The following is a 22,400-nucleotide window of genomic DNA, read 5'->3' as shown; positions in this document are numbered from 1 at the left end:
GCGCCTCCCGCTACCGGGCGATCTTGTCCTCGGCCAGCTTCCTGACGTTCTCCCAGGCCTTCGCCGGGTCCGTGCCGCGCTGCTCGATGTCGAGGATGCCGTTGTCGGTGAGGAAGGTCTTCATCTGCCCGTCCCAGCGGCTGATCGGCGCCGGGCGGATGTTCGCCGCGGCGGCGGCGAAGATCTCACCGACCGGGGTGTCGCCGAAGTACGGCAGCTTGGCGCCCACCACCGCGGCCGAGGACAGGGTGTCCTTGGTCGACGGGATGTTGCCGTTCACCGCGAAGACCTTGGCGTGCTGGGCCGGGGCGGTGAGCCAGGCGGCCAGCTCGGCGGCCTCCTTGGTGTGCTTGCCGGACTTGGGGACGGCGAGGAAGGAGCCGCCCCAGTTGCCCGCCACCGGCGGGGCGGCGATGTCCCACTTGCCCTGGTTGCCGGCGCCCGCCTGGTCCTTGATGATGCCGGTCATCCAGCTGGGGCAGGCGACCGTGGCGAACTTCGAGTTCTTGAACGCGGCGTTCCAGGTGCCCTTCTCGTCGAACTGGCGCAGCTTGGCCGTGAGTCCGCCGCCCGCCGCCGCGACGGCGGTGTCCCAGGCCTTCTTCACACCGGGGCTGTCCTCCCAGGCGAGCTGTCCGCTCGCGTTCGCGTACTGCTCCGGCTCGCTGGAGATGACGGCGTTGAACAGGCCGCTCGCGGAGTCGTGGAAGGAGGTCCCGGCGGGGGCGTTCTTCTGGTAGGTCCGGCCGGTCGCCAGGAACTTCGACCAGTCCCCGGCCCAGAGGCGGCCGACCTCGGTGCGCTCGGTGGGCAGCTTGGCCTTGGCGAAGAGCTCCTTGTCGTAGCAGATGGCCATGGGGCCGATGTCGGTGCCGAGGCCGATCACCCTGCCGTCGGCGGTGGTGGCCTGCTTGACCTTCCAGTCGAGGAAGGCGCCCAGGTCGGCGCCGCCGTTCTTGGACAGGTCCACCCACTTGTCGGCCATCGAGGAGCCGGTGGCCTCGGCTATGTAGCCGACCTCGACGGCCTGGATGTCGGCGAGGCCGCTGTTGCGGGAGAGGCGCAGCTTGAGGGTGTCCCAGTACTTCTGGCCGTCGGCCACGTTCGACTCGACGATCTTGATGCCGGGGTGCGCCTTCTCGTACTCGGCGTACAGCTTGGCGCCCGTCTTGTCGTCGTAGCCGAACGAACCGAAGGTGCCGATCCGCAGCGTGATGGTCCCGTCGTCGGCGGCGTCGGCTCCGTCGCCGCCGCAAGCGGTGAGCAGGGCCGTGCCGGCCGCCAGGGCGGTGACGGCGGCGAGCACGGTACGGCGGGTGCGGCCGGGTGTCCGTCTGCTGCTGGAAGTGCGCATTCCACTCTCCTCGTCCAAAGGTGGTGCTCGTTGTGCGCCAAGGGGTCCGGACGGCTCTCGCGGCTCGGCTCGGGCGGTCGGGACCGGATCACGACGTCGGCACGGGCCGGGTGGGCAGGCTCTGCGCCCCCAGGGTGGGAGCGCTCCCACGTCGTCGCTGCCGGAAGGTTCCTGCCTGCCGGGTGCCGGTGTCAAGACATGAACGCGGATTCGTCGCCGGGCGGGGGGTGATGGGGTCCGTGCCGGGAATCCGCTAATGTGGGAGCGCTCCCATCGTTCGGGTGCCGAACGGTGCCGGATTCTGACGGGAGTGCCGATCGTGGCCTATCTTGACCAGATCAGCGGATGGGGCCGAGGTCGCCACGAGGGGAGTACGAAGGTCGTGAACGGACGGCAGAGTGGCAGGCCCACGCTGGAGGAGGTCGCCGCCAGGGCCGGCGTCGGCCGGGGCACGGTCTCCCGGGTGATCAACGGCTCGCCTCGGGTCAGCGAACAGGCCCGCCAGGCCGTCCACCGGGCCATCGAGGAACTCGGCTACGTGCCCAACCAGGCCGCCCGCGCCCTCGCCGGCAGCCGCACCGACGCCATCGCCCTGGTCATCCCCGAGACCGAGGCCCGGCTCTTCGCCGAGCCGTACTTCCTCGACATCATCCGCGGGGTCAGCGCCGAACTCGCCGAGGCCGACAAGCAGTTGCTGCTCACGCTGGTCCGTACCGAGCGGGAGCGGAAGCGCTTCGAGCAGTACCTCGCCGCCCAGCGGGTGGACGGCGTCCTGCTCACCTCCGTGCACGCCGACGACCCGCTGCCCGACCTCGTCCGCGAACTCGGCCTCCCCGTCGTCCTGGGGGGCCGGCGCACCGCCGACGAATCCGCCGCCTACGTCGACTCCGACAACACGGGCGCGGGCCGGGCCGCCGTCGCCCACCTCGCCGCGCGCGGACGCAGCCGGATCGCGACGATCACCGGCCCCCTCGACATGTACGCGGCCCGGGCCCGCCTCGACGGCTACCGCGAGGGCATCGCCCTCGCCGGCCTCGAACCCGACGAACTCCGCGTCGCCACCGGCGACTTCACCGAGGAGGGTGGCCGCCGGGCGATGCGCGAACTCCTCGCCCGCAGCCCCGGCCTGGACGCCGTCTTCGCCGCCTCCGACGTCATGGCGGCCGGCGCGCGCGGCGTCCTGCGCGAGGCGGGCCGCCGGGTCCCGGAGGACGTCGCCCTGGTCGGCGTGGACGACTCGGCCGTGGCCCGCCTCATGGACCCGCCGCTGACCAGCGTGCGCCAGCCCATCGAGGAGATGGGCCGGACCATGGCGCGCATGCTCCTCGACCGCATCGCGGATCCCACGGAGCCGGCGGAACCTCAGTGCAGGGTGCTGCCCACGACCTTGGTGCCGCGCGACTCGTCCTGAGCGGACCCCGGGGCGGGCGCCGGGCGGACCACGGAGGTCATCTCCCGGGCGCGGATCCGCCGTTGCGGTTGCGGTTGCGGTTGCGGTTGCCGTCGCGGTCGCGGTCGCCGTCGCCGTCGGGTCCCGGGCGCGGCGACGCGTCACCGTGGTGCCTCGGTGTGGTTGCGGTTCGGCCAAGGGCACGGTCCGGCGGCGGCCACGGGGAGAGGCTGCGCCCATGTGGACCCGTCCCGACCCGACACCGCCGCCCGGGCGGAGCCGCGCGCCCGGCTGCCTGGGGCGCGGGTGCCTGGCCGTACTCGTCGCCCTGCTCGTCCTCGTCGTCGGCGGCTGGATCTGGCTGGCCACCGAGCCGGCCCGCGACGAGGCGGCGGCCCGGGAGAACCTGGACGCGTCGGTGGAGCGGCACCGGCGCGAGCTGGCCGGGACCGCGGCCGACGGGACCCTGAGCGACGCCGAGATCACCGCCGCGTTCCCTCCGGCGAAGCCCGCCAAGGGCCTGGTCGGGACCGTACGGCGGGGCGGCACGACCAGCGTGGTCGCCGGCCTGCTAGGCATCGGCCCGGCGCGCACGTTCATCTTCGTGAACGAGACCTACGTGCACGGCTGCTTCGCCTTCGACGTCACCTTCCCCACCGGCCGCGCCCCGCGGGTGACGAGCCGGGAGCTGCCCGCCGCGAGCTGCGCCGGGGGCTGAGCGGCCGGAGGGCGGGCCGGGACCGGGGAGGGTCCCGGCCCGCCCGGCCGGCTCAGGTACGGGTCACAGCGCCGGGTGCGCGTTCTTCAGGAGCTCCTGGAACTGGGCCGAGAACCACTGGCCGGACAGCGGGGCGTCCGGCAGCGCCCCGGACATGCTGTTGCCGTTGCGGGCGTTGCCGGTGTACGTCGGGTCGCACATCCGGTCGAAGCCCTTGCCCTCGTTGTTGGGGATCTCCTTGCTCGCCCCGTCGGACTCGCCCGGGGGCTTCATCCAGACGTACGCGTCGATGCCGGCCGCCGGGGCCGCCTGGGGCCGTTCGCCGAGGCCCGCGCCGGACTGGTTGCACCAGTTGCCGAGATGGATGCGCCGGTCGTAACGGCCCCCGTTCACGTAGGTGTCGACGTTCGTGGTGGCGCCGGGGCCGGCGGGCCGGGCGGTGCCGCCCCAGCCGTTGCGGGAGGTGTCGACGAGCATGCCGATCTTCGGGTCGAAGCCGATGGAGACCAGCTTGTCCCGCATGGCCTGGGCGTACGACAGCTCGTCGGTGTAGCGGTTCCAGTCGACCCACTTCGACTGGCGCACCGAGACGCCGTTCACGGAGTCGCCGACCGCGAAGTGGTCCTCCTTCAGGGCGCTGTAGTTGGCGGTGTTCACGATGAAGCCCTGCACGTCGGCGACGGTCGAGCCCTCGGCCGTCGCGGCGGTCTTGAACAGGTCGGCGGAGGCGCCGAAGTTGTCGTCCCAGCCGAGCCAGCCGTGGTGTCCGGCGTCCACGTAGTTGTAGACGTTGGCGATCGAGCCCAGCTTGTTCAGGGCGTAGCCGACGCCCTTGACGTAGTTGCCGTTGGCCTTCATCACGTCGCAGTTCGCGGTCGCGGTGGGGCGGCCGGAGACGTTGGTGACGAGGTTGGGCAGGGAGTCGATCTCGACGGTGGTCACGATCCGCAGGCCCGCGTACGTGGCGTCGCCGAGGATCGCCGCGATGGGGTCGATGTACTGGGTCTTGTACCTGTCGATCTCCGTCGGCCCGAGCTCGCCGTTGGAGGCGAGGGCCGCGCAGTCGCGGCCGGGCAGGTTGTAGATCACCAGCTGGACGACGAGCTCGCCGGAACCCTTCTGCTTCAGCGCCTCGTCGAGGTGGGCGCGCAGGCCCATGGAGGTCGAGGAGCCGTTGATGGCGGCGATCCGGTCCAGCCAGACACCCGTGGGCTGGTTCGACACCTTGGTGCCGCCCGGTTCGGCCGCCGCCTTGGCGGACCACTCGGGGTTCACGTACACCTTGGCGCCGGCGTACGGGTTGTCGGCCTTCGTCCCGGCGGGCGGCGTCGTCGGAGGGGTGGTGGGCGGTGTGGTCGGCGGGGTCGTCGGGGGTGTGGTGGGCGGTGTCGCGCCGTTGCAGACGACGCCGTTCAGGGTGAAGACCGTCGGCACGGCGTTGGTCCCGCCGTAGGAGCCGTTGAAGCCGAAGGAGGTCGAACCGCCCGTGGCCAGGGTGCCGTTGTAGGAGACGTTCTTCGCGGTGACGGCGGCGCCGGACTGGGTGAGGGCGGCGTTCCAGCCCTGGGTGACCTTCTGGTCGCCGCCGAAGGACCACTCCAGGGTCCAGGCGGAGACCGGGTCCCCGGTGTTGGTGACGGTCACGTCGGCGCCGAAGCCGGTGTTCCACTGGCTGGAGATCCGGTAGTCGACCCGGCAGCCCGGGGTGGCGGCCCCGGCGGCGGCCGTGCCGATCACGGTGGCGGTGGCGCCGGTCGCCGTGATGAGGCCGAGGGCCGCGAGCAGGGCGGTACGGCTGGTTGAGCGGCTCATGGAGGGGAGACCCTTTCGGTTTCCGTTCGGGGTGCGCAGGTGGTCGCGCAGCCCGATGCCGAATGTGGTGGGGGTGCCGTCGTACGAGGTGATCAGGGCCGGCCCGGAGCCGCGGTTCCAGGTGTTCCGGGTCCAGCCGAGATACGACAGGGCGCGGTCGTCGCACCGCTTCATGACGCGGTCGACGAAGCCGTGCCCGCAGGTGTTCTCACCGATCTCGCCCGCCACCGGGGGGACCCGGGCGGCGACCGGGGCGAGGGTGTCGTTCCAGCACGTCTCGTCGGAGCAGGTGGTGACGTGGTGGATGTGCCAGGCGGCGGCCGTCCGGCCCGCCGGGTCCTGTGAGAGCGGTGCTCGCCACGATGAGCACTGCTCCGGCGAGCAGCGCGGACAGACGCGGGGGATGTCGCATGAGCGAGTCCTTCGGCGAGGGCACGGGCCTGACGGCGTGCCGACGGAATGGATTCGCTCCCACTGGTGGGGCCAGACCGTAGCGCCAACTCACTCCAAAGGAAAGAGGAGTTGGGCGAATTCATCGGCCGGGTGCCTTCGACTCTTCGCGCATCTTGACGCGGTCTCCTCGGCTCTGCACAGTGGGAGCGCTCCCACTGGTTCAGAGCTTGACCGTGTCCCACCCCGGCGCTTCCCCCACCTTCCGAGCCGCGAGGAGATCCTCCGCATGCCACCAGGACCGTCAGACCCACCCCGGAGGCGAGACCGGGCGGGCCCGCGGGAGGGTCCGCCCGGTCCGGGGCTCAGGAGGCGAGGAAACCGGCGTCGAGGCCCAGCTCGTGGTTCCTGACGGCCTCCCGCACGCCCTTGACGAAGCCGTTCCAGAAGTAGTCGGCGTAAGGGCTGTCCGGGCTGGGGACACCGGCGGAGGTCCGGCGGTTGTCCGCCCCCGCGAAGGTGCCGAACATGGCCTCCCGCAGCCCCGTCGACAGCTCCAGCTGGGCGCCCGCGCCCGAACGGGTGCGGTTGACGATGTTGGCCGGGTCGTCGCCGTTGATGGGGTCGTCGGCGCCCGCTATGACGACGTTCACGTTCCAGTTGGCGCTGGTGGTGGGGGAGGTGATCCCGTACTTCGCGAGGGAGGCCAGCAGGTTGCGCTTGAGGCGCTCGTCCCGGCCGCCGATGATGATCTTCCGCTCGGCCGAGTCGAAGCCGTGGAGGGAGACGGCGTACAGGTTGTTCGCGCACACGGCGAGCGCGGCCGGGTCGTCGCAGTGGGTCGAAGTGACGTGCTGAGCCGCCGAGTTCTTCAACGTCTCGAACATCCAGAAGTCGCGCTGCGGCTCACCGGGCGCCGTCGAGACCGCCGGATCGGTGTCGTACGCGAACGGTCTGTATCCGGCCACGGCCATGCACAGCTCGCTGGTGCCCGCCTCCAGCCCGCCGCCGTGCGGCGCGATGACGGCGGTGCCGCCGACGGGAAGGCTGGAGACCTTGGTGTTGTCCGTCACCGTCACCGGAGCGTTGATACGGAAACGGCGCATCCAGTCGGTGCCCTCAAGGGCCGCGTTCTTGCTGTAGAGCTCGGTGTTGGAGCCGTAGGTGTCGGCCGCCGCGGCCGGCGTGGCGCCGCTTCCGGCGATGGCGTTGAGCGTGGGCAGGGCGGCCGCCGCGGCGACGGCGGAGGCGAGGACGGAGCGTCGGCTGGTCTTGTTCATGGGGCGATCCTGCACGACGCCTCCGCGACCCCGGCCACGAGGTCGCCCTGCCGACAGGCAGAGTGTCCGGCCCGGTCAGCGCACCCCGAGCAGATGCTCGAGGGCGAGCTGGTCGAGCAGCTCGAAGGCCATCGAACGCTCGGCGACCGCGGCCGCGTCGAAGGTCTCGTACGCGGTGGGGTCGGCGAGCAGGCCCTTGAGGCCGTCGGCGGCGGTGGGCACGGCGAGTTCGTGGAGCCGGGAGGCGGCGAGCGCGGCCCGGACCTCCGGGTCGGCGCGGAAGGCGGCGGCGCGTTCCTTGAGGATCAGGTAGTTGCGCATGCAGTTCTTCGCGGCCTCCCAGACGCCGTCGAAGCCGTCGGTGCGCACCGGCTTGAAGTCGAAGTGGCGCGGGCCCGGGTAGCCGGCCGTCTCCAGGAGGTCGACCAGCCAGAACGCCTGGCGCAGATCGCCCGCGCCGAAGCGCAGGTCCTGGTCGTACTTGATGCCGGACTGGCCGTTGAGGTCGATGTGGAACAGCTTGCCGGCCCACAGTGCCTGCGCGATGCCGTGCGGGAAGTTGAGCCCCGCCATCTGCTCGTGGCCCGTCTCCGGGTTGACGCCCACGAGTTCGGGACGCTCCAGACGCTCGATGAAGGCGAGTGCGTGGCCGATCGTCGGGAGCAGGATGTCCCCGCGCGGCTCGTTCGGCTTGGGCTCGACGGCGAAGCGGAGCGCGTACCCCTGCTCGGTGACGTACTGGCCCAGCAGGTCGAAGGCCTCCTTCATCCGGTCGAGCGCCACGCGCACGTCCTTGGCGGCGCCCGACTCGGCGCCCTCCCGGCCGCCCCACGCCACGTACACCGAGGCGCCGAGCTCCACGGCGAGGTCGATGTTGCGGATCGTCTTGCGCAGGGCGAAGCGGCGCACGTCCCGGTCGTTGGCGGTGAAGGCGCCGTCCTTGAAGACGGGGTGCGTGAAGAGGTTGGTGGTGGCCATGGGCACCTTGAGGCCCGTGCGGTCGAGCGCGGCGCGGAAGCGCTTGACGGCCGTCGCCCGCTCGGTCTCCTCCGCTCCGAACGGAACGAGGTCGTCGTCGTGGAAGGTGACGCCGTACGCGCCGAGGGCGGCGAGCCGCTCCACCGACTCGACCGGGTCCAGGGCGGGGCGGGTCGCGTCCCCGAACGGATCGCGCCCCTGCCAGCCGACGGTCCACAGACCGAAGGTGAAGCGGTCGTCGGGCGTGGGAAGAAGGTCCTGCGGCATGTCCGGCTCCTTCGCGAGGCTGGCCGCCAGATTTGTTTTCTGAGATAACTAATACCGTCGGGAGGGCCCGGGCGCCAGTGCCGGCCGGCCCGCACACGCGACGCGCGGACGCGCGACGCGCAGAACCGGAAGGAGGAACGGTCATGCCGGAACGCCCGGTGGTGATCGGTGTCGACAGCTCCACCCAGTCCACCAAGGCCGTGGTCGTCGACGCCGGGACCGGCGCCCTGCTCGGCGTCGGCCGCGCGCCGCACACCGTCACCGGCACCGGAGGGGCCCGCGAGAGCGACCCGGAAGTCTGGTGGACCGCCCTCGGCCGAGCCGTCGCGGCGGCCCTGAAGGAGGCCGCCGTACCGCCCGCCGCCGTCACCGCCCTCGCCGTGGCGGGACAGCAGCACGGCCTCGTCACCCTGGACGCCGAGGGCCGCCCGCTGCGCCCCGCCCTCCTCTGGAACGACACCCGCTCCGCACCCCAGGCCACCGCCCTCACCGCCGCGCTCGGCGGCCCCGCCCCCTGGCTCGCCCGCACCGGCTCCGTCCCCGTCGCCGCCGTGACGGCCACCAAATGGCAGTGGCTGCGCGACCGTGAACCCGCCACCGCCGCCCGTGCCGCGGCCGTCCGCCTCCCGCACGACTTCCTCACCGAGCGCCTGTGCGGGGAGGCGGTCACCGACCCCGGCGACGCCTCGGGCACCGGGTGGTACGCCACGGATCTCGTCACCGGACCCGCCTCCTACGACCCCGACATCCTCGACCTCCTCGGCCTGGACCCCGCGCTGCTGCCGGCCGTCGCCCCGACCGGCGGCACCCGCGTCGGCACCCTGACCCGCGCCGCCGCCGACGCCCTCGGCCTGCCGCGGGGCACCGTCGTCGCCGCCGGCACGGGCGACAACATGGCCGCGGCCGTCGGCCTCGGGCTCGGCGCCGGCGGTCTCCTCGACCACCCGGTCGTCAGCCTCGGCACCTCGGGCACGGTCTTCGCCGCCACCCGCGCCCGCCCGGCCGGACCGGGCATCTCCGGTTTCGCCGCGACCGACGGCACCCGCCTGCCGCTCGCCTGCACCCTGAACTGCACGCTGGCGATCGACCGGATCGCCGGCCTCCTCGGCCTCGACCGCGAGGACGCCCGGCCCGGCGACGGCCTCGTCCTCCTGCCGTACCTCGACGGCGAACGCACCCCCGACCTGCCCCGCGCCACCGGACTCCTCACCGGCCTGACGCACGCGACCACCCCGTCCGCCCTGCTCGGCGCCGCCTACGAGGGCGCCGTGTTCACCGTGCTGCGCGCCCTCGACGACCTGCTCGCCGCCTGCGGCCTCGACCCCGCGGAACCGGCCGTACGGGACCGTCCCCTGCGGCTGATCGGCGGCGGCGCGCGCGGCCGGGCCTGGACCGAGACGGTGCGCCGGCTCTCCGGACGCGCCCTCGTCGTCCCCGCCGCCACCGAACTCGTCGCCCTCGGCGCCGCCGCCCTCGCAGCCGCCGCGGCGACCGGAACGGACCCGGTGGCGCTCGCCGCCGCCTGGGGGACGGGCGAGGGTCGGACCCTCGCACCGGTGGCCCGGGACGAGGAGACATGGGCCCGGATCGAGGGAGTCCTCGACCGGGCGGCCCCTACGCTCCTGGCCTGATCCCCCAGGTGCCTGTCACGGGAGGGAGGGCAGCCGGACCGTCGCCTCAAGGCCACCGGCCGGGCGGGGCGTCAGGGCGAGGGTCCCGTCGTGGGCGCGGACGACGCTGTGGACGAGGGCGAGACCGAGGCCGACGCCCGCGTGCTCGTCGGTGCGGACCCGCTCGGTGCCGCGCTGGAAGGGTTCGACGAGGGTCGGCACCAGGTCCGGCGGGACCGGCGGGCCCGTGTTCACGACCCGCACCAGGCTCGTGCCGCCGCGCGTCTCGGTGTGGACGGTCACCGTGCCGCCGTCGGGCAGGTTGTGGACGATGGCGTTCTGGACGAGGTTCGTCACCATCCGCAGCAGCAGTTCCTCGGAGCCGTCGGCCCGCGCCGCCCCGCCGCCGACGTCGAGGGTGATCCGGCGCCGCTCGGCGAGCGGCAGCAGGGTCTCCGCGGCCTCCTCGGCGAGGAGCGAGAGGTCGACGCTCGCGCGGGTGAAGGCCGCGCGGTCGCTGCGGCCGAGGAGCAGCAGGGCCTCGGTGAGGTCGATCGCGCGGGTGTTGACGGTCCGGAGGCGGGCGAGGAGTTCGTCGCGGTCCCGCGTGGGGTCCTGGTGGGCGACGTCGAGCAGCGCCTGCGAGATGGCCAGCGGGGTGCGGAGCTCGTGGGAGGCGTTGGCCGCGAACCTGCGCTGCTCGGCGACGTGCGACTCCAGCCGTTCCAGCATCGTGTCGAACGCGTCGGAGAGTTCGCGGAACTCGTCCCCGCGGCCGCCCATCCGGATCCGGTGGGACAGCGACCCGCCCCCGGCGAGCCGCGCCGCACCGGCGATCCGCCCGAGCGGCGCGAGCATCCGCCCGGCCAGGACCCACCCCCCGACCAGCCCGAAGACGAGGAGGAAGGCCATCGCCACGGCCGCGGCGGGGGCGAAGACGCGCACAAGGAGGTAGCGGTTCGGCGAGATCCCCAGCAGCCCCTGGGAGGTGACGGGGACGTACCGCAGCAGGAAGCCCCACACCACGGCGAGCAGGAGCGCACCGGCGACGGCGAGGAACCCCGCGTAGCTGAGGGTGAGTTTGAGCCGGGCGCTCGGCCCGGGGCGCCTAGGCACGGGGAGCGTGGGGGAGGGAGCTGCCGCTGTCGATGCGGTAGCCGACGCCCGGCACCGTCGCGATGACCCAGGGTTCGCCGAGCCGTTTGCGCAACGCGGACACGGTGATCCGTACGGCGTTGGTGAAGGGGTCGGTGTGCGCGTCCCAGGCGCGTTCCAGGAGCTCCTCGGCGCTCACGACACCGCCCTCGGCCCCGACGAGGACGTCGAGCACCGCGAACTGCTTACGGGTCAGCGCGACGTACCGCCCGTCGCGGAACACCTCGCGGCGGAACGGATCGAGCCGCAGACCCGCGATCTCACGGACCGGCGGCCGGGCGTGCCAGCGCCTGCGGTCGAGCGCGCGGAGCCGCATGACCAGCTCCCGCAGCTCGAACGGCTTGGTCAGGTAGTCGTCGGCGCCGAGAGCGAACCCGGACTCCTTGTCGTCGATCCGGTCGGCCGCCGTCAGCATGAGGATCGGGATGCCGCTCCCGGAGGCGACGATGCGCCGGGCGACCTCGTCGCCGGAGGGGCCGGGGATGTCGCGGTCCAGGACGGCTAGGTCGTACGCGTGGACGCCGAGCAGCTCCAGGGCGGAGTCGCCGTCGCCGGCGATGTCGGCGGCGATCGCCTCCAGCCGGAGCCCGTCACGTACGGCCTCGGCCAGATAGGGCTCGTCCTCCACGATCAGTACACGCATCCCCGAAGCGTAGGGAACGCGCCCTATCGTCGACGTATGGGCCCCGCGGGGCCTCGGGGGCCTCTACGACGCTGCCGTGGAGTCGTCCGGATACCGGCGGCTCTCGCCGTGTGCCCGGGCCGACGGTGCCGGCGAGGCGCCGCGCCACCAGCGGCGGGACGCCAGCCCGGCCAGCGCGGCGCCGACGGCGTTGACCAGGACGTCGTCCACGGAGGACACCCGGTCGAGCCGCAGCGCGTACTGGGCCGTCTCCACCAGCACCGAGCAGGCCGCGCCGAGCGCCAGGACGCGCGGCGCCGACGCCATCGCCGCCCACCGCACGGGGGCGAAGAACCCCAGCGCCGCGAAGACCAGCAGGTTTCCGGCGATCCCGAGCGTGCCCATCGTGACCAGGTCCCGCAGCGGCACCAGGCTCACCCGGGCGGGAACCGTGCCCGCCCCGGCGCCCGGCATCATCGTCATCCACACGAATGGCACCGTGCCGACCACCATGCCCACCTCGGCCAGCGAAAGCCGCCCCGCCCCGACGACACCGGCCGCGCGCCGCCGACGTGCCAGGAACCACGCGACCAGCCCCGCCGGCGGCAGAGCGACGAGCGTCATGAGCACCGTGCCGTTGAACGTGTCGTAACAGCCGTGCCACCGCCCGGCCAGGCACGCGGGGGCGGACATCAGGAGGGGCCGCCGGATGCCGAACAGGACGCCCGCCACGCCGAGGACCGCCAGGCCGCGGAGCACGATCCTGCGCGCGCGGTGGGGCGGTGCGGGGGGTGTGACGGGGGTTGCCGGTGTGGGGGCCGGTGTGTGTACGAGTGTGTGTGCGGGTGTGCGTACCGGTGTGTGTACTGGTGTGTCCGGTGCGGACGAGGAGACGTCGGGGATCATGCGCCCATGAGAGCCGGGAGGCCGTTCCGGCGGCGTATGCGCTTCTCCATACGCTCGCGATACACGGCCTCCACCTCCGTCTCCGCTCCGCTTCACGGCGCGGCGACCGGCTCCGCCGGGCTGCGCAGTTGTTCGGCGGCGTCCGAGACGCGACGGAGCAGGGCGAGGAAGTCCGTCTGCTCCTGGGGGGAGAGGGGGGCGAGGAAGACCTGGTTCATGCGGGCCGTGCGCACGGTCAGCTTCCGGTGCGTGCGCTCGCCGTCCTCGGTGAGGCGGAGCAGGGAGCGGCGTCCGTCGTCCGGGTCGCGCACCTTGTCGAGCAGCCCGCGGCGGGTCAGCCGGCTCACGACCTCCGCGATGGTCGAACGGTCGAGGCCCACGCGTTCGCCCAGGGTCCGCTGATCCAGGCCGGGTTCGGCCAGCAGGGCGTTGAGCACGCCGAACTGGGGGGAGGTGATCTCCTCCGAGACCATGGTCGTCCAGAGCAGGTGGTGCGCCTGCTGGAGCCGCCGGGCGAGATGCCCGGGATGCGTGGTCAGGTCGACCGCGGCCATGGTGCGCCTCCTGCTGCCGTTTCGTCGGTGCACGGAACGATACCCCGACCGTCAGGTGCGGCGTAAACACCCGTTGACGAGCGGGCGGACGGCTGTCAGCATGGCCCGGTCGCCACAGATGCTCAGTGCACTGACTAAATCTGCGAGGCGTGTTCCCCTTCATTTCGCTCGGACCGAAACGAAAGGCTTCCCCATGGACAAGGTGGTCGCCACCGCCGCGGAAGCGGTGGCCGACGTCCCGGACGGGGCGACGCTCGCCGTGGGCGGCTTCGGCCTCAGCGGCGTACCGAACGTCCTCATCCAGGCGCTCCACGAACGCGGCGTCGGCCGCATCGGCGTCGTCTCCAACAACTGCGGCGCCATGGACTCCGGCCTCGCGGTCCTGCTCGCCGCCGGCCGCATCGCCCGCGTCACCGGCTCGTACATCGGCGCCAACAAGGAGTTCGCCCGCCAGTACCTCGCCGGCGAACTGGAGGTCGAGCTGATCCCGCAGGGCACCCTCGCCGAACGCCTGCGGGCCGGCGGCTGCGGCATCCCCGCCTTCTACACCCCCGCCGGCGTCGGCACGCAGGTCGCCGACGGGGGACTGCCCTGGCGCTACGACGGTGCGGGCGGCGTCGCGCTCGCCTCCCCGGCGAAGGAGGTCCGGGAGTTCGACGGCGTCCCGTACGTCCTCGAACACGCCATCCGCACCGACTTCGCCCTCGTCCGCGCCGCCAAGGGCGACCGGCACGGCAACCTCGTCTTCCACGCCTCCGCCCGCAACTTCAACCCGCTCGCCGCGATGGCCGGCCGGATCACCGTCGCGGAGGTCGAGGAGCTGGTCGAACCCGGCGCCCTCGACCCCGACCACGTCCACCTGCCGGGCGTCTTCGTCCAGCGCGTCGTCGCCCTCACCCCCGCCCAGGCCGCCGCGAAGGGCATAGAACGGCGCACGATCTCCGCACCCGCGGCACGAGAGACGGAGCAGACCCCGGCATGACCTGGAACCGTGAGCAGATGGCCGCCCGAGCCGCCCGCGAACTGCGCGACGGACAGTACGTCAACCTCGGCATCGGCCTGCCGACGCTCATCCCCAACCACCTCCCCGCCGGGGTCGAGGTCGTCCTCGAATCCGAGAACGGCATCCTCGGCACCGGCCCCTACCCCACCGAGGACCAGGTCGACCCCGACCTCATCAACGCGGGCAAGGAGACCGTCACCGTCCTGCCCGGCGCCTCCTACTTCGACTCCGCTCTCTCCTTCGGCATGATCCGGGGCGGCCACATCGACGTCGCCGTCCTCGGCGCCATGCAGGTCTCCGCCCGCGGCGACCTCGCCAACTGGGCCGTCCCCGGCCGCATGATCACCGGCATCGGCGGCGCGATGGACCTCGTCCACGGCGCCCGCACGGTCATCGTGGTCATGACCCACACCGCCAAGGACGGCTCCCCGAAGATCGTCGAGGAGTGCGACCTGCCGCTCACCGGCCGCGGCTGCGTCGACCGCATCGTCACCGACCTCTGCGTCCTCGACGTCACGGACACGGGCCTCGTCCTCGTCGAGACGGCCCCGGGAGTGACCCCGCAGGAGGTGGCGGAGCGGACGGCGGCGGCGGTACGGGTACCGGATCCGGGATCCGGGGCTGCGGGTCCGGGTGAGGCTGGGCCTACGTCCGGCCCCACGCCCGGGCGCTGACGCGCCGGGCCGGCCCCGCCGTCCGCACCCGCCAGGTCGCGCAGCCCGTCCGCGCCCGCCCGGCCGGCCCCGCCGTCCACACGTGTCCACCCCCACCCCACCCCACCCCCTCCCGCCTACCCCGCCCCATCACCCCAGGAGCCTCCATGGCCGACCTCACCCAGGCGCACATAGACGCCGAGATAGGTGCCCACCAGGACGCCTACGACAAGGCCCTCGCCTCTGGCAGCGCGCCCCGCCATCACCCGCCGCGCGACTACGCCCCGTACCGCAGCTCCCTCCTGCGTCATCCGCGGCAGCCGCTCGTGGCGGTGGGCGGAGTGGGGGACCCCGAGGCCGTCGAGCTGACCGGTCCCGTCTTCGGGGTCACCGACGTCACCGAGACCGACAGCGACCTCACCCGCGCGCCCACCGGCGAGCCCCTCGGTGAGCGGATCACCGTGTCCGGGCGTCTTCTGGACCGCGAGGGCCGCCCCGTGCGCGGCCAGCTGGTCGAGATCTGGCAGGCCAACGCCTCCGGCCGGTACGCCCACCTCCGGGACCAGCACCCCGCCCCGCTGGACCCCCATTTCACCGGCGTGGGACGCACCCTGACGGACGATCAGGGCCGGTACGCCTTCACCACCATCAAGCCCGGCGCCTACCCCTGGCGCAACCACACCAACGCCTGGCGCCCCGCCCACATCCACTTCTCGGTCTTCGGCACGGCGTTCACGCAGCGGCTCGTCACCCAGATGTACTTCCCCGGGGACCCGCTCCTCGCGCTCGACCCGATCATGCGCTCGGTCACCGACGGCGCCGCGCGCGAGCGGCTCGTCGCCCGCTACGAACACGGCCTGTCCGAGCCGGAGTTCTCGCTCGGCTACGCCTGGGACATCGTCCTCGACGGACCCGCCGCCACCTGGACCGAGGAAGGACGCTGACCCATGCCCCTGCCGCTCACCCCCTCCAGCACCGTCGGACCCTTCTACGGCTACGCCCTGCCCTTCCCCGGCGGCGAACGCATCGCGCCCGAGGGCCACCCCGACCGCATCACCCTCCACGGGTACGTCCTCGACGGCGCGGGCGAGCCCGTCCCCGACGCGCTCCTGGAGTTCTGGCAGGCCGCCCCCGACGGCTCCCTCACGGGCGCGCCGGGATCGCTGCGCCGGGACCCGGTCACCGGCGGGTTCCTCGGCCGCAACGGCACGGACTTCACCGGCTTCGGGCGCGTCGCCACCGACGCCGACGGACACTACGCCGTGCACACCCTGGCACCCGGCAACCCCGGCCAACCCCACGTCGCCGTCGTCGTGTTCGCCCGCGGCCTCCTGCACCACCTCCACACCCGCGCCTACCTCGCCGACGGCCCCGACCCGCTGCTCGACCGCCTCCCGGCCGACCGGCGCGCCACCCTCGTCGCCACCGAGGAACCCCACCGCACCCACCGCTTCGACATCCGCCTCCAAGGCGAGGGCGAGACGGTCTTCCTGGAGTTCCCGTGACCGGCGAGACCGGGCCCGCGGCCGCCACCGACCCGGCCGACCTCGACACCGGGCTTCTCGATCCCGTACGGGCGGGCTCGCCCGCCGAGGCCGCGACCGGCGACACCGCGTTCCTGCGGGCCCTCCTGGACGCCGAAGCCGCCCTCGTCCGCGCCCAGGCCACCCTCGGCGCGGCGCCCGCCGAGGCCGCGCGGGCGGTCACGGACGCGGCGGCCGACCCGTACCGCTTCGACGTCCGCTCGATCGCCCTGCGCGCCCGCGCCGGGGGCAACCCTGTGATCCCCCTCGTCGCGGACCTCACCGCGGCGGCAGGGGAGTGGGGCGCGTCCGTGCACCGGGGCGCGACCAGCCAGGACATCCTGGACACGGCCGCCATGCTGGTCGCCGCGCGCACCCTCGGCGAGGTCCTCGCGGATCTCGACCGTACGGAGACGGCGCTGGCCGCCCTCGCCGCCGCGCACCGCGACACACCGATGCCCGGCCGTACGCTCACCCAACACGCCGTCCCCACCACCTTCGGCCTCAAGGCCGCCGGCTGGCGCTCGCTCGTCCTCGACGCGCGGGACCGCCTGCTCGCGGTACGGGACCGGCTGCCGGCCCAACTCGGCGGCGCGGCGGGAACCTTGGCGGCTTTCGTCGACAGCGGAGGCGACAGCGGAAGCGACGGCGGAGGCGACGGCGGAGGCGACAACGGGAGCGTCGACGGGAGCCGCGACGGGAACGACGACGGGAGCGACAACGGCGCCGCGTACGCGGCCGCGCTGCCCGCCGCGTACGCCCGCGAGCTCGGGCTCGCCGCGCCGCTCATCCCGTGGCACACCCTGCGCACCCCGGTCGCCGACCTCGCGGGTGCGCTCGCCCTCGCCACCGGTGCGCTGGGCAAGATCGCCGCCGATGTGCTCACCCTCTCCCGCACCGAGACCGCCGAGCTCGCCGAGGGCGCGGGCGGCGGCTCCTCCGCCATGCCGCACAAGGCGAACCCCGTCCGCGCGACGCTCGTCGCCTCGGCGGCCCGCCGTTCCCCGCACCTCGCGGCGAGCCTCTACGCCTGCCTGCCCGCCGAGGACGAGCGGCCCGCGGGTGCCTGGCACGCCGAATGGGAGCCGCTGCGCGAACTGCTGCGCCTCACCGGCGGCGCCGCCCACCACACCGCCGCCCTCACCGAGGGACTCCGCGTCGACGCGGCGGCGATGCGCGCCCACCTCGACCTCACCGGCGGACTGCTCGTCTCCGAACGGCTCTCCGTCGTCCTCGCCCCGCTCCTCGGACGGGCCCGGGCCCGCGCGCTGCTGACCGGACTCGCCGCCCGCACCCGCACCGAGGGCCGCAGCCTCGCCGCACTCCTCGCCGAGGCGGCCGCCGACCTGCCGGAACTGGCCGGGCTCGACCTGGCCGAGCTCACCGATCCCACCCGTGCCACCGGCCTGGCCGGACACCTCACCGACCGTGCCCTGGAGCGACGTTGACCCCCACCACGAGCCTGTACCACCGTGCCGAGGGCCCGGCCGGCGCGCCCGTCCTGATCCTCGGGCCCTCGCTCGGCACCTCCACCGCCCTGTGGGACGCCGTCGCCCCGGAACTCTCCCTCACCCACCGGGTCGTCCGCTGGGACCTGCCGGGCCACGGCCGCTCACCCGCCGGGCTGATCGGACCCGGGGCGACCGTCGCCGACCTGGCCCGCCTCGTCCTCGACCTCGCCGACGCGCTGGGCGCCGACCGCTTCTCGTACGCCGGGGTCTCCCTCGGCGGCGCGGTCGGACTGCACCTCGCCGCCCACCACCCGGAGCGGATCGAACGCCTCGCGGTCCTCTGCTCCTCCGCCCACTTCGGCGGAGCCGCCCCCTGGGAGGCGCGCGCGGCCACCGTCCGCCGCGAGGGCCTGGCGGAGCTGGCGGCGACGGCCGACGCCCGCTGGTTCACACCGGGGTTCACCGTGCCGCGCCTGGTCGCGGACCACCTGGCCGCCGACCCCGCCGCCTACGCGGCCTGCTGCGACGCCCTCGCCGCCTTCGACCTGCGCGAACGCCTGGCCGACATCACGGCGCCCACCCTCCTGGTCGCCGGCCGCGAGGACCCGGCCACCCCGCCCGCCCATCTGCGCGAGATCGCCGACGCCGTCCCCGGCGCGGCCCTCACCGAACTGCCCGGCGCCTCGCACCTGGCCCCGGCCGAACGGCCCGAGGCCGTCCTCGCCGTCCTGCGCGCCCACTTCGCCGGTACGTCCGCGCGGAGCGGCATGAAGGTGCGCCGGGAGGTGCTCGGCGACGCGCACGTCGACCGGGCCCAGGCGCGGCAGACCCCGTTCACCGCCCGCTTCCAGGACTTCATCTCTCGCTACGCCTGGGGCGAGATCTGGACCGACCCCACCCTCTCCCGCCGCGAACGGAGCCTGGTCACCCTCACCGCCCTGGTCGCCCACGGCCACCACGAGGAACTCGCCCTGCACGTGCGCGCCGCCCGCCGCAACGGCCTCACCCCCGACGAGATCGCCGCCGCCCTGCTCCAGGCCGGCGTCTACTGCGGCGTCCCCGCGGCGAACGCGGCCTTCGCCGTCGCCCAGCGCGTACTGCAGGAACTGGAAGAACAGGGGGAACCGGAGGCATCGAAGGGAGACCTCAGTACGCCGGAACCCGGGCGAACCGCTCCGTGACGTGCAGGTCCGCCTCGATGCCGTCGATCGCCCGCGCCAGCTCCGGCAGCACGTCGGCCACGCACTCCTCGCGCGACCTGCGGGCGCTGTGCAGGGCCACGTTGACCGCCGCGACGACCCGGCCCGCCCGGTCGCGCACCGGCAGGGCGATCGACCGCAGACCGACCTCCAGCTCCTCGTCGACCAGCGCGTACCCCTGTCGCCCCACCTCCTCCAGGAGGGCGGCGAGCTCGGCGCGGCCGGTCACCGTGTACGGGGTGAGGGCGGCCGGCTCGGTGCGCGCGAGGAGCTCCGCGCGTGCCTCGGGGGCGAGCCCGGCGAGCAGGACCCGGCCCATGGAGGTGGCGTACGCGGGGAAGCGCGTGCCGATGGTGATGTGGACGTTCATGATGCGGCTGGTCTCGACCCGGCCCGTGTACTGGACCTCGTCGCCCACGAGCACCGCCAGCGAGGTCGACTCGCGCACCCGCGCGGCGAGCTCGGCGAGGTGCGGCTGGGCGATCCGGGTGAGCGTGGTCCGCGACAGCGGCGGGAAGCCCAGCGACAGCACCCTCGGCGTGAGCCGGAACGCCCGCCCGTCCACCGCCACGCAGCCCAGGTGCTCCAGCGTGATGAGCGCCCGCCGCGCGGTGGCCCGGGCGAGGCCGGTCGCCTCGGCGACCGCCGTCAGGGGCAGCGTCTCCCGGCCCTCGCCGAACGCGGTCAGCACGGTCAGCCCGCGCGCCAGCGACTCGACGAACTCCCGCCCCAGCTCCTGCTTGGACGCCCCGGTCCAGGAGGCGAGCCCGGCCGCCGCGGCCGGAGCCGCCGGCGGTGCGGGGGGCGCCTCCCGCAGCACCCGCTCCATCCCGGCGGCGGCCTCCCGCAGCCGGGGCAGCAGCACCTCGGGCAGCGAGCCGGCGTCGTGCCGACTGCTGTGGCTGACGGCGCTCAGCACGCACACGATCCGCCCCGCCGGCCCGCGCACCGGCACCGAGAGCGCCACGAGCCCGGGTTCGATCAACTGGTCGTCGACGGCCCAGCCGCGCTCCCTCGCCTCCTCGACCCGCCGTTCGAAGTCACCGGACCCCGCCGTCCCCCGGGGCACGGCGGGGAACCCCAGCTCCCCGGGATCGACGGCCCGCCGCTCCCGCCACCGCGCCCACACGCCGTCGTTCCACTCGGAGGCGAACAACGCCCCGGGCGCGGTGCGTTCGGCGGGCAGCAGATCGCCGATGCGGAAGCTCACGGACATCGCCCGCCGCCGGGTCGCCTGGTGCACGAACCGGATGCCGTCCCCGTCCGCCACCGCCAGTGACACCGACTCGTCCAGCGCGTCGGCGAGCCCGTCGGCCAGGCCGCCGAGCAGGTCCGGCAGGCGTACGGAGGCGAGGTAGGCGTTGCCGAGTTCGAGCAGGCGGGGCGCGAGGACGACGTCCCGTCCCTCGACCCGTACGTACCCCATGCGGGACAGCGTCGCGGTGATCCGGTCGACCGTGGACCGCGCGAGCCCGGCGGCCCGCTCCAGCTCGCCCACCGGCATCCGCCCGCCGGCGTCGGTGAGGCGGCGCAGCACGTCGGCCCCGCGCAGCAGCGGGGTGACGGCCTCGGGCGGCGCGGCTGAGCTCGGGTCGTGCGTCGGTGGCATGCGGTCTCCGTCGTGGATCTTCGGTCCACCGTAGTGAACACGACTGCGGCGGGGCGCGGCGGGCCGTTGACACCGGCACCGGGCCCACGCACACTCACTCACAGCATAGTGAAGATCTCTTCACTATGCGAACAAAGCGCGACGACGAGGAGACCCCATGCACACCACCGTCGGCATCATCGGCGGAGGCCCCTCCGGCCTGCTCCTGGCCCGGCTGCTCCACCGGGCGGGCATCGACAGCGTCGTCCTGGAGAGCCGCGACCGCGCCTACGTCGAGCAGCGCCAGCGGGCCGGCATCCTCGAACAGGCCACCGTCGACGCCCTCCGCGCCGCGGGCGCGGGCGGTCGCCTCGACGCCGAGGGCCTCCCGCACGACGGCATAGAACTGCGCCACGACGGGCGCGCCGCCCGCATCGACTTCCCCGAACTCACCGGCGGGCGCCGGGTCTGGGTGTACGCGCAGACCGAGGTCGTCAAGGACCTCATCGCCCTCCAGCTCGCCGAGGGCGGCCCGCTCCTCTTCGAGGCGGAGGTCACCGCCGTCGAGGGCGCCGACACCGACCGGCCGCTCGTCCGCTACACCCACGAGGGCCGCGAGCAGACCCTCACCTGCGACTACGTCGTCGGCTGCGACGGCTTCCACGGCGTCACCCGCACCGCCGTCCCCGAGGGCGAACGGCGCACGTACGAGCGCACCTACCCGTACTCCTGGCTCGGCATCCTGGCGGACGCGCCGCCCGTGTACGACGAGCTGATCTACGCGCACTCCGAGCGCGGCTTCGCCCTCGCCAGCATGCGCTCGCCCTCGGTCAGCCGCCTCTACCTCCAGGTCCCCAACGGGACCGACCCGGCCGACTGGCCCGACGAGCGCGTCTGGGACGAACTCGACGCCCGCCTCTCCCTCCGCGCCGACCCCGCCTGGCGCCTCAAGCGCGGGACCGTCACGCAGAAGTCCGTGCTCCCCATGCGCAGTTCGGTCACCGAGCCGATGCGCTACGGCCGCGTCCTCCTCGCCGGCGACGCGGCGCACATCGTCCCCCCGACCGGTGCGAAGGGCCTCAACCTGGCCGCCGCCGACGTCATCGTCCTCGCCCGCGCCCTCACCCACCTCAAGGAGACCGGCTCGACCGAGCTCCTCGACTCCTACTCCGACACGTGCCTGCGCCGCGTCTGGCGAGCCGAACACTTCTCGTACTTCATGACCACGACCCTCCACACGGACCCGTCCCAGTCCCCCTTCGACACCCGCCTCCAGCAGTCCCAGCTGGACCGGATCGCCGCCTCACACCACGCGGCGGCCGAACTCGCGGAGAACTACACGGGGCTGCCGCTCGACCTGTAGGGCACGAGGCAGCTAGCCGCCCGACCGGGGCGCAGGCACCGGGTCCCCGTCAGGGCCGGGGCCACGGCCGTCCGTCGAGGCGTTCGATGTCGCGGTTGAAGCGCTGGAGGGCGGCGGCGAAGTCGGCGACCTCCTCCGGGGTCCAGTGCTCCAGGACGCGGGCCAGGCCCTCCAGGTTGAAGGTGCGGTCGGCGTCGAGGCGGCGTTCGCCCTCCTCGGTGATGCGGAACTTGCGGGCGATGCCGCCGTCCGGGTCGGGGATGCGTTCGACGACGCCGGCGCGGAGCATCGCGGCCGTCTGCCGGTTGAGGGTGGAGGCGTCCAGGCCGAACGCCTCGGTCAGCTGGCTGATCGACATGGGGCCGGCCATGCGGATCCGGCTGAGCAGCACGTACGCGCTGCGGTCCAGCTGGGCGCCGGCCCCCCGCGAGCGGGGGGCGTACAGGTGGGAGTGGCGTCCGAGGAGCATGGTCTCGAACTCGACCAGGTGCGTGGGCTTGTCCATGGGGTCCGTCGGCTCCGTCGGGTCCGTCGCGTTCATGAGGGCAGCATATGCAGCTTGCATCGGTTGTGCATCATGCACA

General features: G+C 73.7%; 20 protein-coding genes. 10 read left to right on the top strand and 10 right to left on the bottom strand.

Going from position 1 to position 22,400, the window contains the following annotated elements:
- Window positions 1–10 precede the first annotated feature (10 nt).
- Window positions 11–1,354, bottom strand: coding sequence for an ABC transporter substrate-binding protein (locus AB0Q96_RS35555; RefSeq protein ID WP_365332847.1), 1,344 nt, complete (start codon window positions 1,352–1,354; stop codon window positions 11–13).
- A gap of 382 nt (window positions 1,355–1,736) precedes the next feature.
- Between AB0Q96_RS35555 and AB0Q96_RS35550 the strand changes: the two genes are divergently transcribed.
- Together AB0Q96_RS35550 and AB0Q96_RS35545 are read left to right on the top strand one after the other, a co-directional pair.
- Window positions 1,737–2,765, top strand: coding sequence for a LacI family DNA-binding transcriptional regulator (locus AB0Q96_RS35550; RefSeq protein WP_365332845.1), 1,029 nt, complete (start codon window positions 1,737–1,739; stop codon window positions 2,763–2,765).
- A 217-nt stretch (window positions 2,766–2,982) separates the two neighbouring features.
- A complete protein-coding gene (locus AB0Q96_RS35545; protein WP_365332843.1) occupies window positions 2,983–3,462 on the top strand; it encodes a hypothetical protein in 480 nt (159 codons plus the stop codon).
- A 63-nt stretch (window positions 3,463–3,525) separates the two neighbouring features.
- Here AB0Q96_RS35545 and AB0Q96_RS35540 read toward each other — a convergent pair whose 3' ends face one another.
- The 3 genes from AB0Q96_RS35540 to xylA all read right to left on the bottom strand — a co-directional run bounded on the left by AB0Q96_RS35540 (window position 3,526) and on the right by xylA (window position 8,189).
- Window positions 3,526–5,274: a glycoside hydrolase family 6 protein gene (locus AB0Q96_RS35540; protein ID WP_365332892.1), complete on the bottom strand. Its 1,749-nt coding sequence runs from the start codon at window positions 5,272–5,274 to the stop codon at window positions 3,526–3,528.
- Between the two features lie 755 nt (window positions 5,275–6,029).
- Window positions 6,030–6,944: a poly-gamma-glutamate hydrolase family protein gene (locus AB0Q96_RS35535; protein ID WP_365332841.1), complete on the bottom strand. Its 915-nt coding sequence runs from the start codon at window positions 6,942–6,944 to the stop codon at window positions 6,030–6,032.
- A gap of 75 nt (window positions 6,945–7,019) precedes the next feature.
- A complete protein-coding gene (xylA, locus tag AB0Q96_RS35530; RefSeq protein ID WP_365332839.1) occupies window positions 7,020–8,189 on the bottom strand; it encodes a xylose isomerase in 1,170 nt (389 codons plus the stop codon).
- A 143-nt stretch (window positions 8,190–8,332) separates the two neighbouring features.
- Between xylA and xylB the strand changes: the two genes are divergently transcribed.
- Window positions 8,333–9,820, top strand: coding sequence for a xylulokinase (gene xylB / locus AB0Q96_RS35525; protein ID WP_365332837.1), 1,488 nt, complete (start codon window positions 8,333–8,335; stop codon window positions 9,818–9,820).
- A gap of 15 nt (window positions 9,821–9,835) precedes the next feature.
- Here the strand turns inward: xylB and AB0Q96_RS35520 are convergent, their stop codons facing one another.
- The 4 genes from AB0Q96_RS35520 to AB0Q96_RS35505 form a co-directional block, all read right to left on the bottom strand.
- Window positions 9,836–10,915 (bottom strand): HAMP domain-containing sensor histidine kinase, encoded by a 1,080-nt coding sequence (locus tag AB0Q96_RS35520; RefSeq protein ID WP_365332835.1) that lies wholly within the window; start codon window positions 10,913–10,915, stop codon window positions 9,836–9,838.
- A complete protein-coding gene (locus AB0Q96_RS35515; protein WP_365332833.1) occupies window positions 10,908–11,597 on the bottom strand; it encodes a response regulator transcription factor in 690 nt (229 codons plus the stop codon). Before AB0Q96_RS35515 ends, AB0Q96_RS35520 begins: the two co-directional genes overlap by 8 nt.
- A gap of 63 nt (window positions 11,598–11,660) precedes the next feature.
- Entirely contained in the window at window positions 11,661–12,335 is a 675-nt protein-coding gene (locus tag AB0Q96_RS35510; protein ID WP_365332831.1) for a VanZ family protein, read from the bottom strand.
- A gap of 239 nt (window positions 12,336–12,574) precedes the next feature.
- Entirely contained in the window at window positions 12,575–13,036 is a 462-nt protein-coding gene (locus AB0Q96_RS35505) for a MarR family transcriptional regulator (RefSeq protein ID WP_365332829.1), read from the bottom strand.
- Window positions 13,037–13,229: 193 nt separating this feature from the next.
- Between AB0Q96_RS35505 and AB0Q96_RS35500 the strand changes: the two genes are divergently transcribed.
- The 6 genes from AB0Q96_RS35500 to pcaD all read left to right on the top strand — a co-directional run bounded on the left by AB0Q96_RS35500 (window position 13,230) and on the right by pcaD (window position 18,847).
- Window positions 13,230–14,018 carry a CoA transferase subunit A gene (locus AB0Q96_RS35500; protein WP_365332827.1) on the top strand — a complete coding sequence of 263 codons (789 nt, stop codon included), beginning with the start codon at window positions 13,230–13,232 and terminating at the stop codon, window positions 14,016–14,018.
- Window positions 14,015–14,713, top strand: a complete 699-nt coding sequence (locus AB0Q96_RS35495; protein ID WP_365332824.1) for a CoA transferase subunit B — start codon at window positions 14,015–14,017, stop codon at window positions 14,711–14,713. The genes AB0Q96_RS35500 and AB0Q96_RS35495 overlap by 4 nt, the downstream gene beginning before the upstream one ends.
- Before the next feature lie 146 nt (window positions 14,714–14,859).
- Window positions 14,860–15,636, top strand: a complete 777-nt coding sequence (gene pcaH / locus AB0Q96_RS35490) for a protocatechuate 3,4-dioxygenase subunit beta (protein WP_365332823.1) — start codon at window positions 14,860–14,862, stop codon at window positions 15,634–15,636.
- Between the two features lie 3 nt (window positions 15,637–15,639).
- Entirely contained in the window at window positions 15,640–16,197 is a 558-nt protein-coding gene (pcaG, locus tag AB0Q96_RS35485) for a protocatechuate 3,4-dioxygenase subunit alpha (protein WP_365332821.1), read from the top strand.
- Window positions 16,194–17,663 carry a 3-carboxy-cis,cis-muconate cycloisomerase gene (gene pcaB, locus AB0Q96_RS35480; RefSeq protein WP_365332819.1) on the top strand — a complete coding sequence of 490 codons (1,470 nt, stop codon included), beginning with the start codon at window positions 16,194–16,196 and terminating at the stop codon, window positions 17,661–17,663. The genes pcaG and pcaB overlap by 4 nt, the downstream gene beginning before the upstream one ends.
- Window positions 17,660–18,847 carry a 3-oxoadipate enol-lactonase gene (gene pcaD, locus AB0Q96_RS35475; protein WP_365332817.1) on the top strand — a complete coding sequence of 396 codons (1,188 nt, stop codon included), beginning with the start codon at window positions 17,660–17,662 and terminating at the stop codon, window positions 18,845–18,847. The genes pcaB and pcaD overlap by 4 nt, the downstream gene beginning before the upstream one ends.
- Here pcaD and AB0Q96_RS35470 read toward each other — a convergent pair.
- Entirely contained in the window at window positions 18,813–20,474 is a 1,662-nt protein-coding gene (locus AB0Q96_RS35470; protein WP_365332816.1) for an IclR family transcriptional regulator C-terminal domain-containing protein, read from the bottom strand. The two genes, pcaD and AB0Q96_RS35470, sit on opposite strands and share 35 nt — an antisense overlap.
- A 157-nt stretch (window positions 20,475–20,631) precedes the next feature.
- On the opposite strand from AB0Q96_RS35470, the gene AB0Q96_RS35465 reads away from it, so the two are divergent.
- On the top strand, window positions 20,632–21,816 hold the full coding sequence (locus AB0Q96_RS35465; RefSeq protein WP_365332814.1) for a 4-hydroxybenzoate 3-monooxygenase: 1,185 nt from the start codon (window positions 20,632–20,634) through the stop codon (window positions 21,814–21,816).
- Between the two features lie 49 nt (window positions 21,817–21,865).
- On the opposite strand, the gene AB0Q96_RS35460 is transcribed toward AB0Q96_RS35465, so the two are convergent.
- Window positions 21,866–22,321, bottom strand: coding sequence for a MarR family transcriptional regulator (locus AB0Q96_RS35460; RefSeq protein ID WP_365332890.1), 456 nt, complete (start codon window positions 22,319–22,321; stop codon window positions 21,866–21,868).
- Window positions 22,322–22,400 lie beyond the last annotated feature (79 nt).

It is taken from the genome of Streptomyces sp. NPDC093111, from assembly GCF_040683955.1.
Lineage (GTDB): Bacteria > Actinomycetota > Actinomycetes > Streptomycetales > Streptomycetaceae > Streptomyces.
The sequence above is the reverse complement of the archived record's forward strand: the minus strand, read 5'-3'. Positions and strand labels throughout refer to the sequence as shown.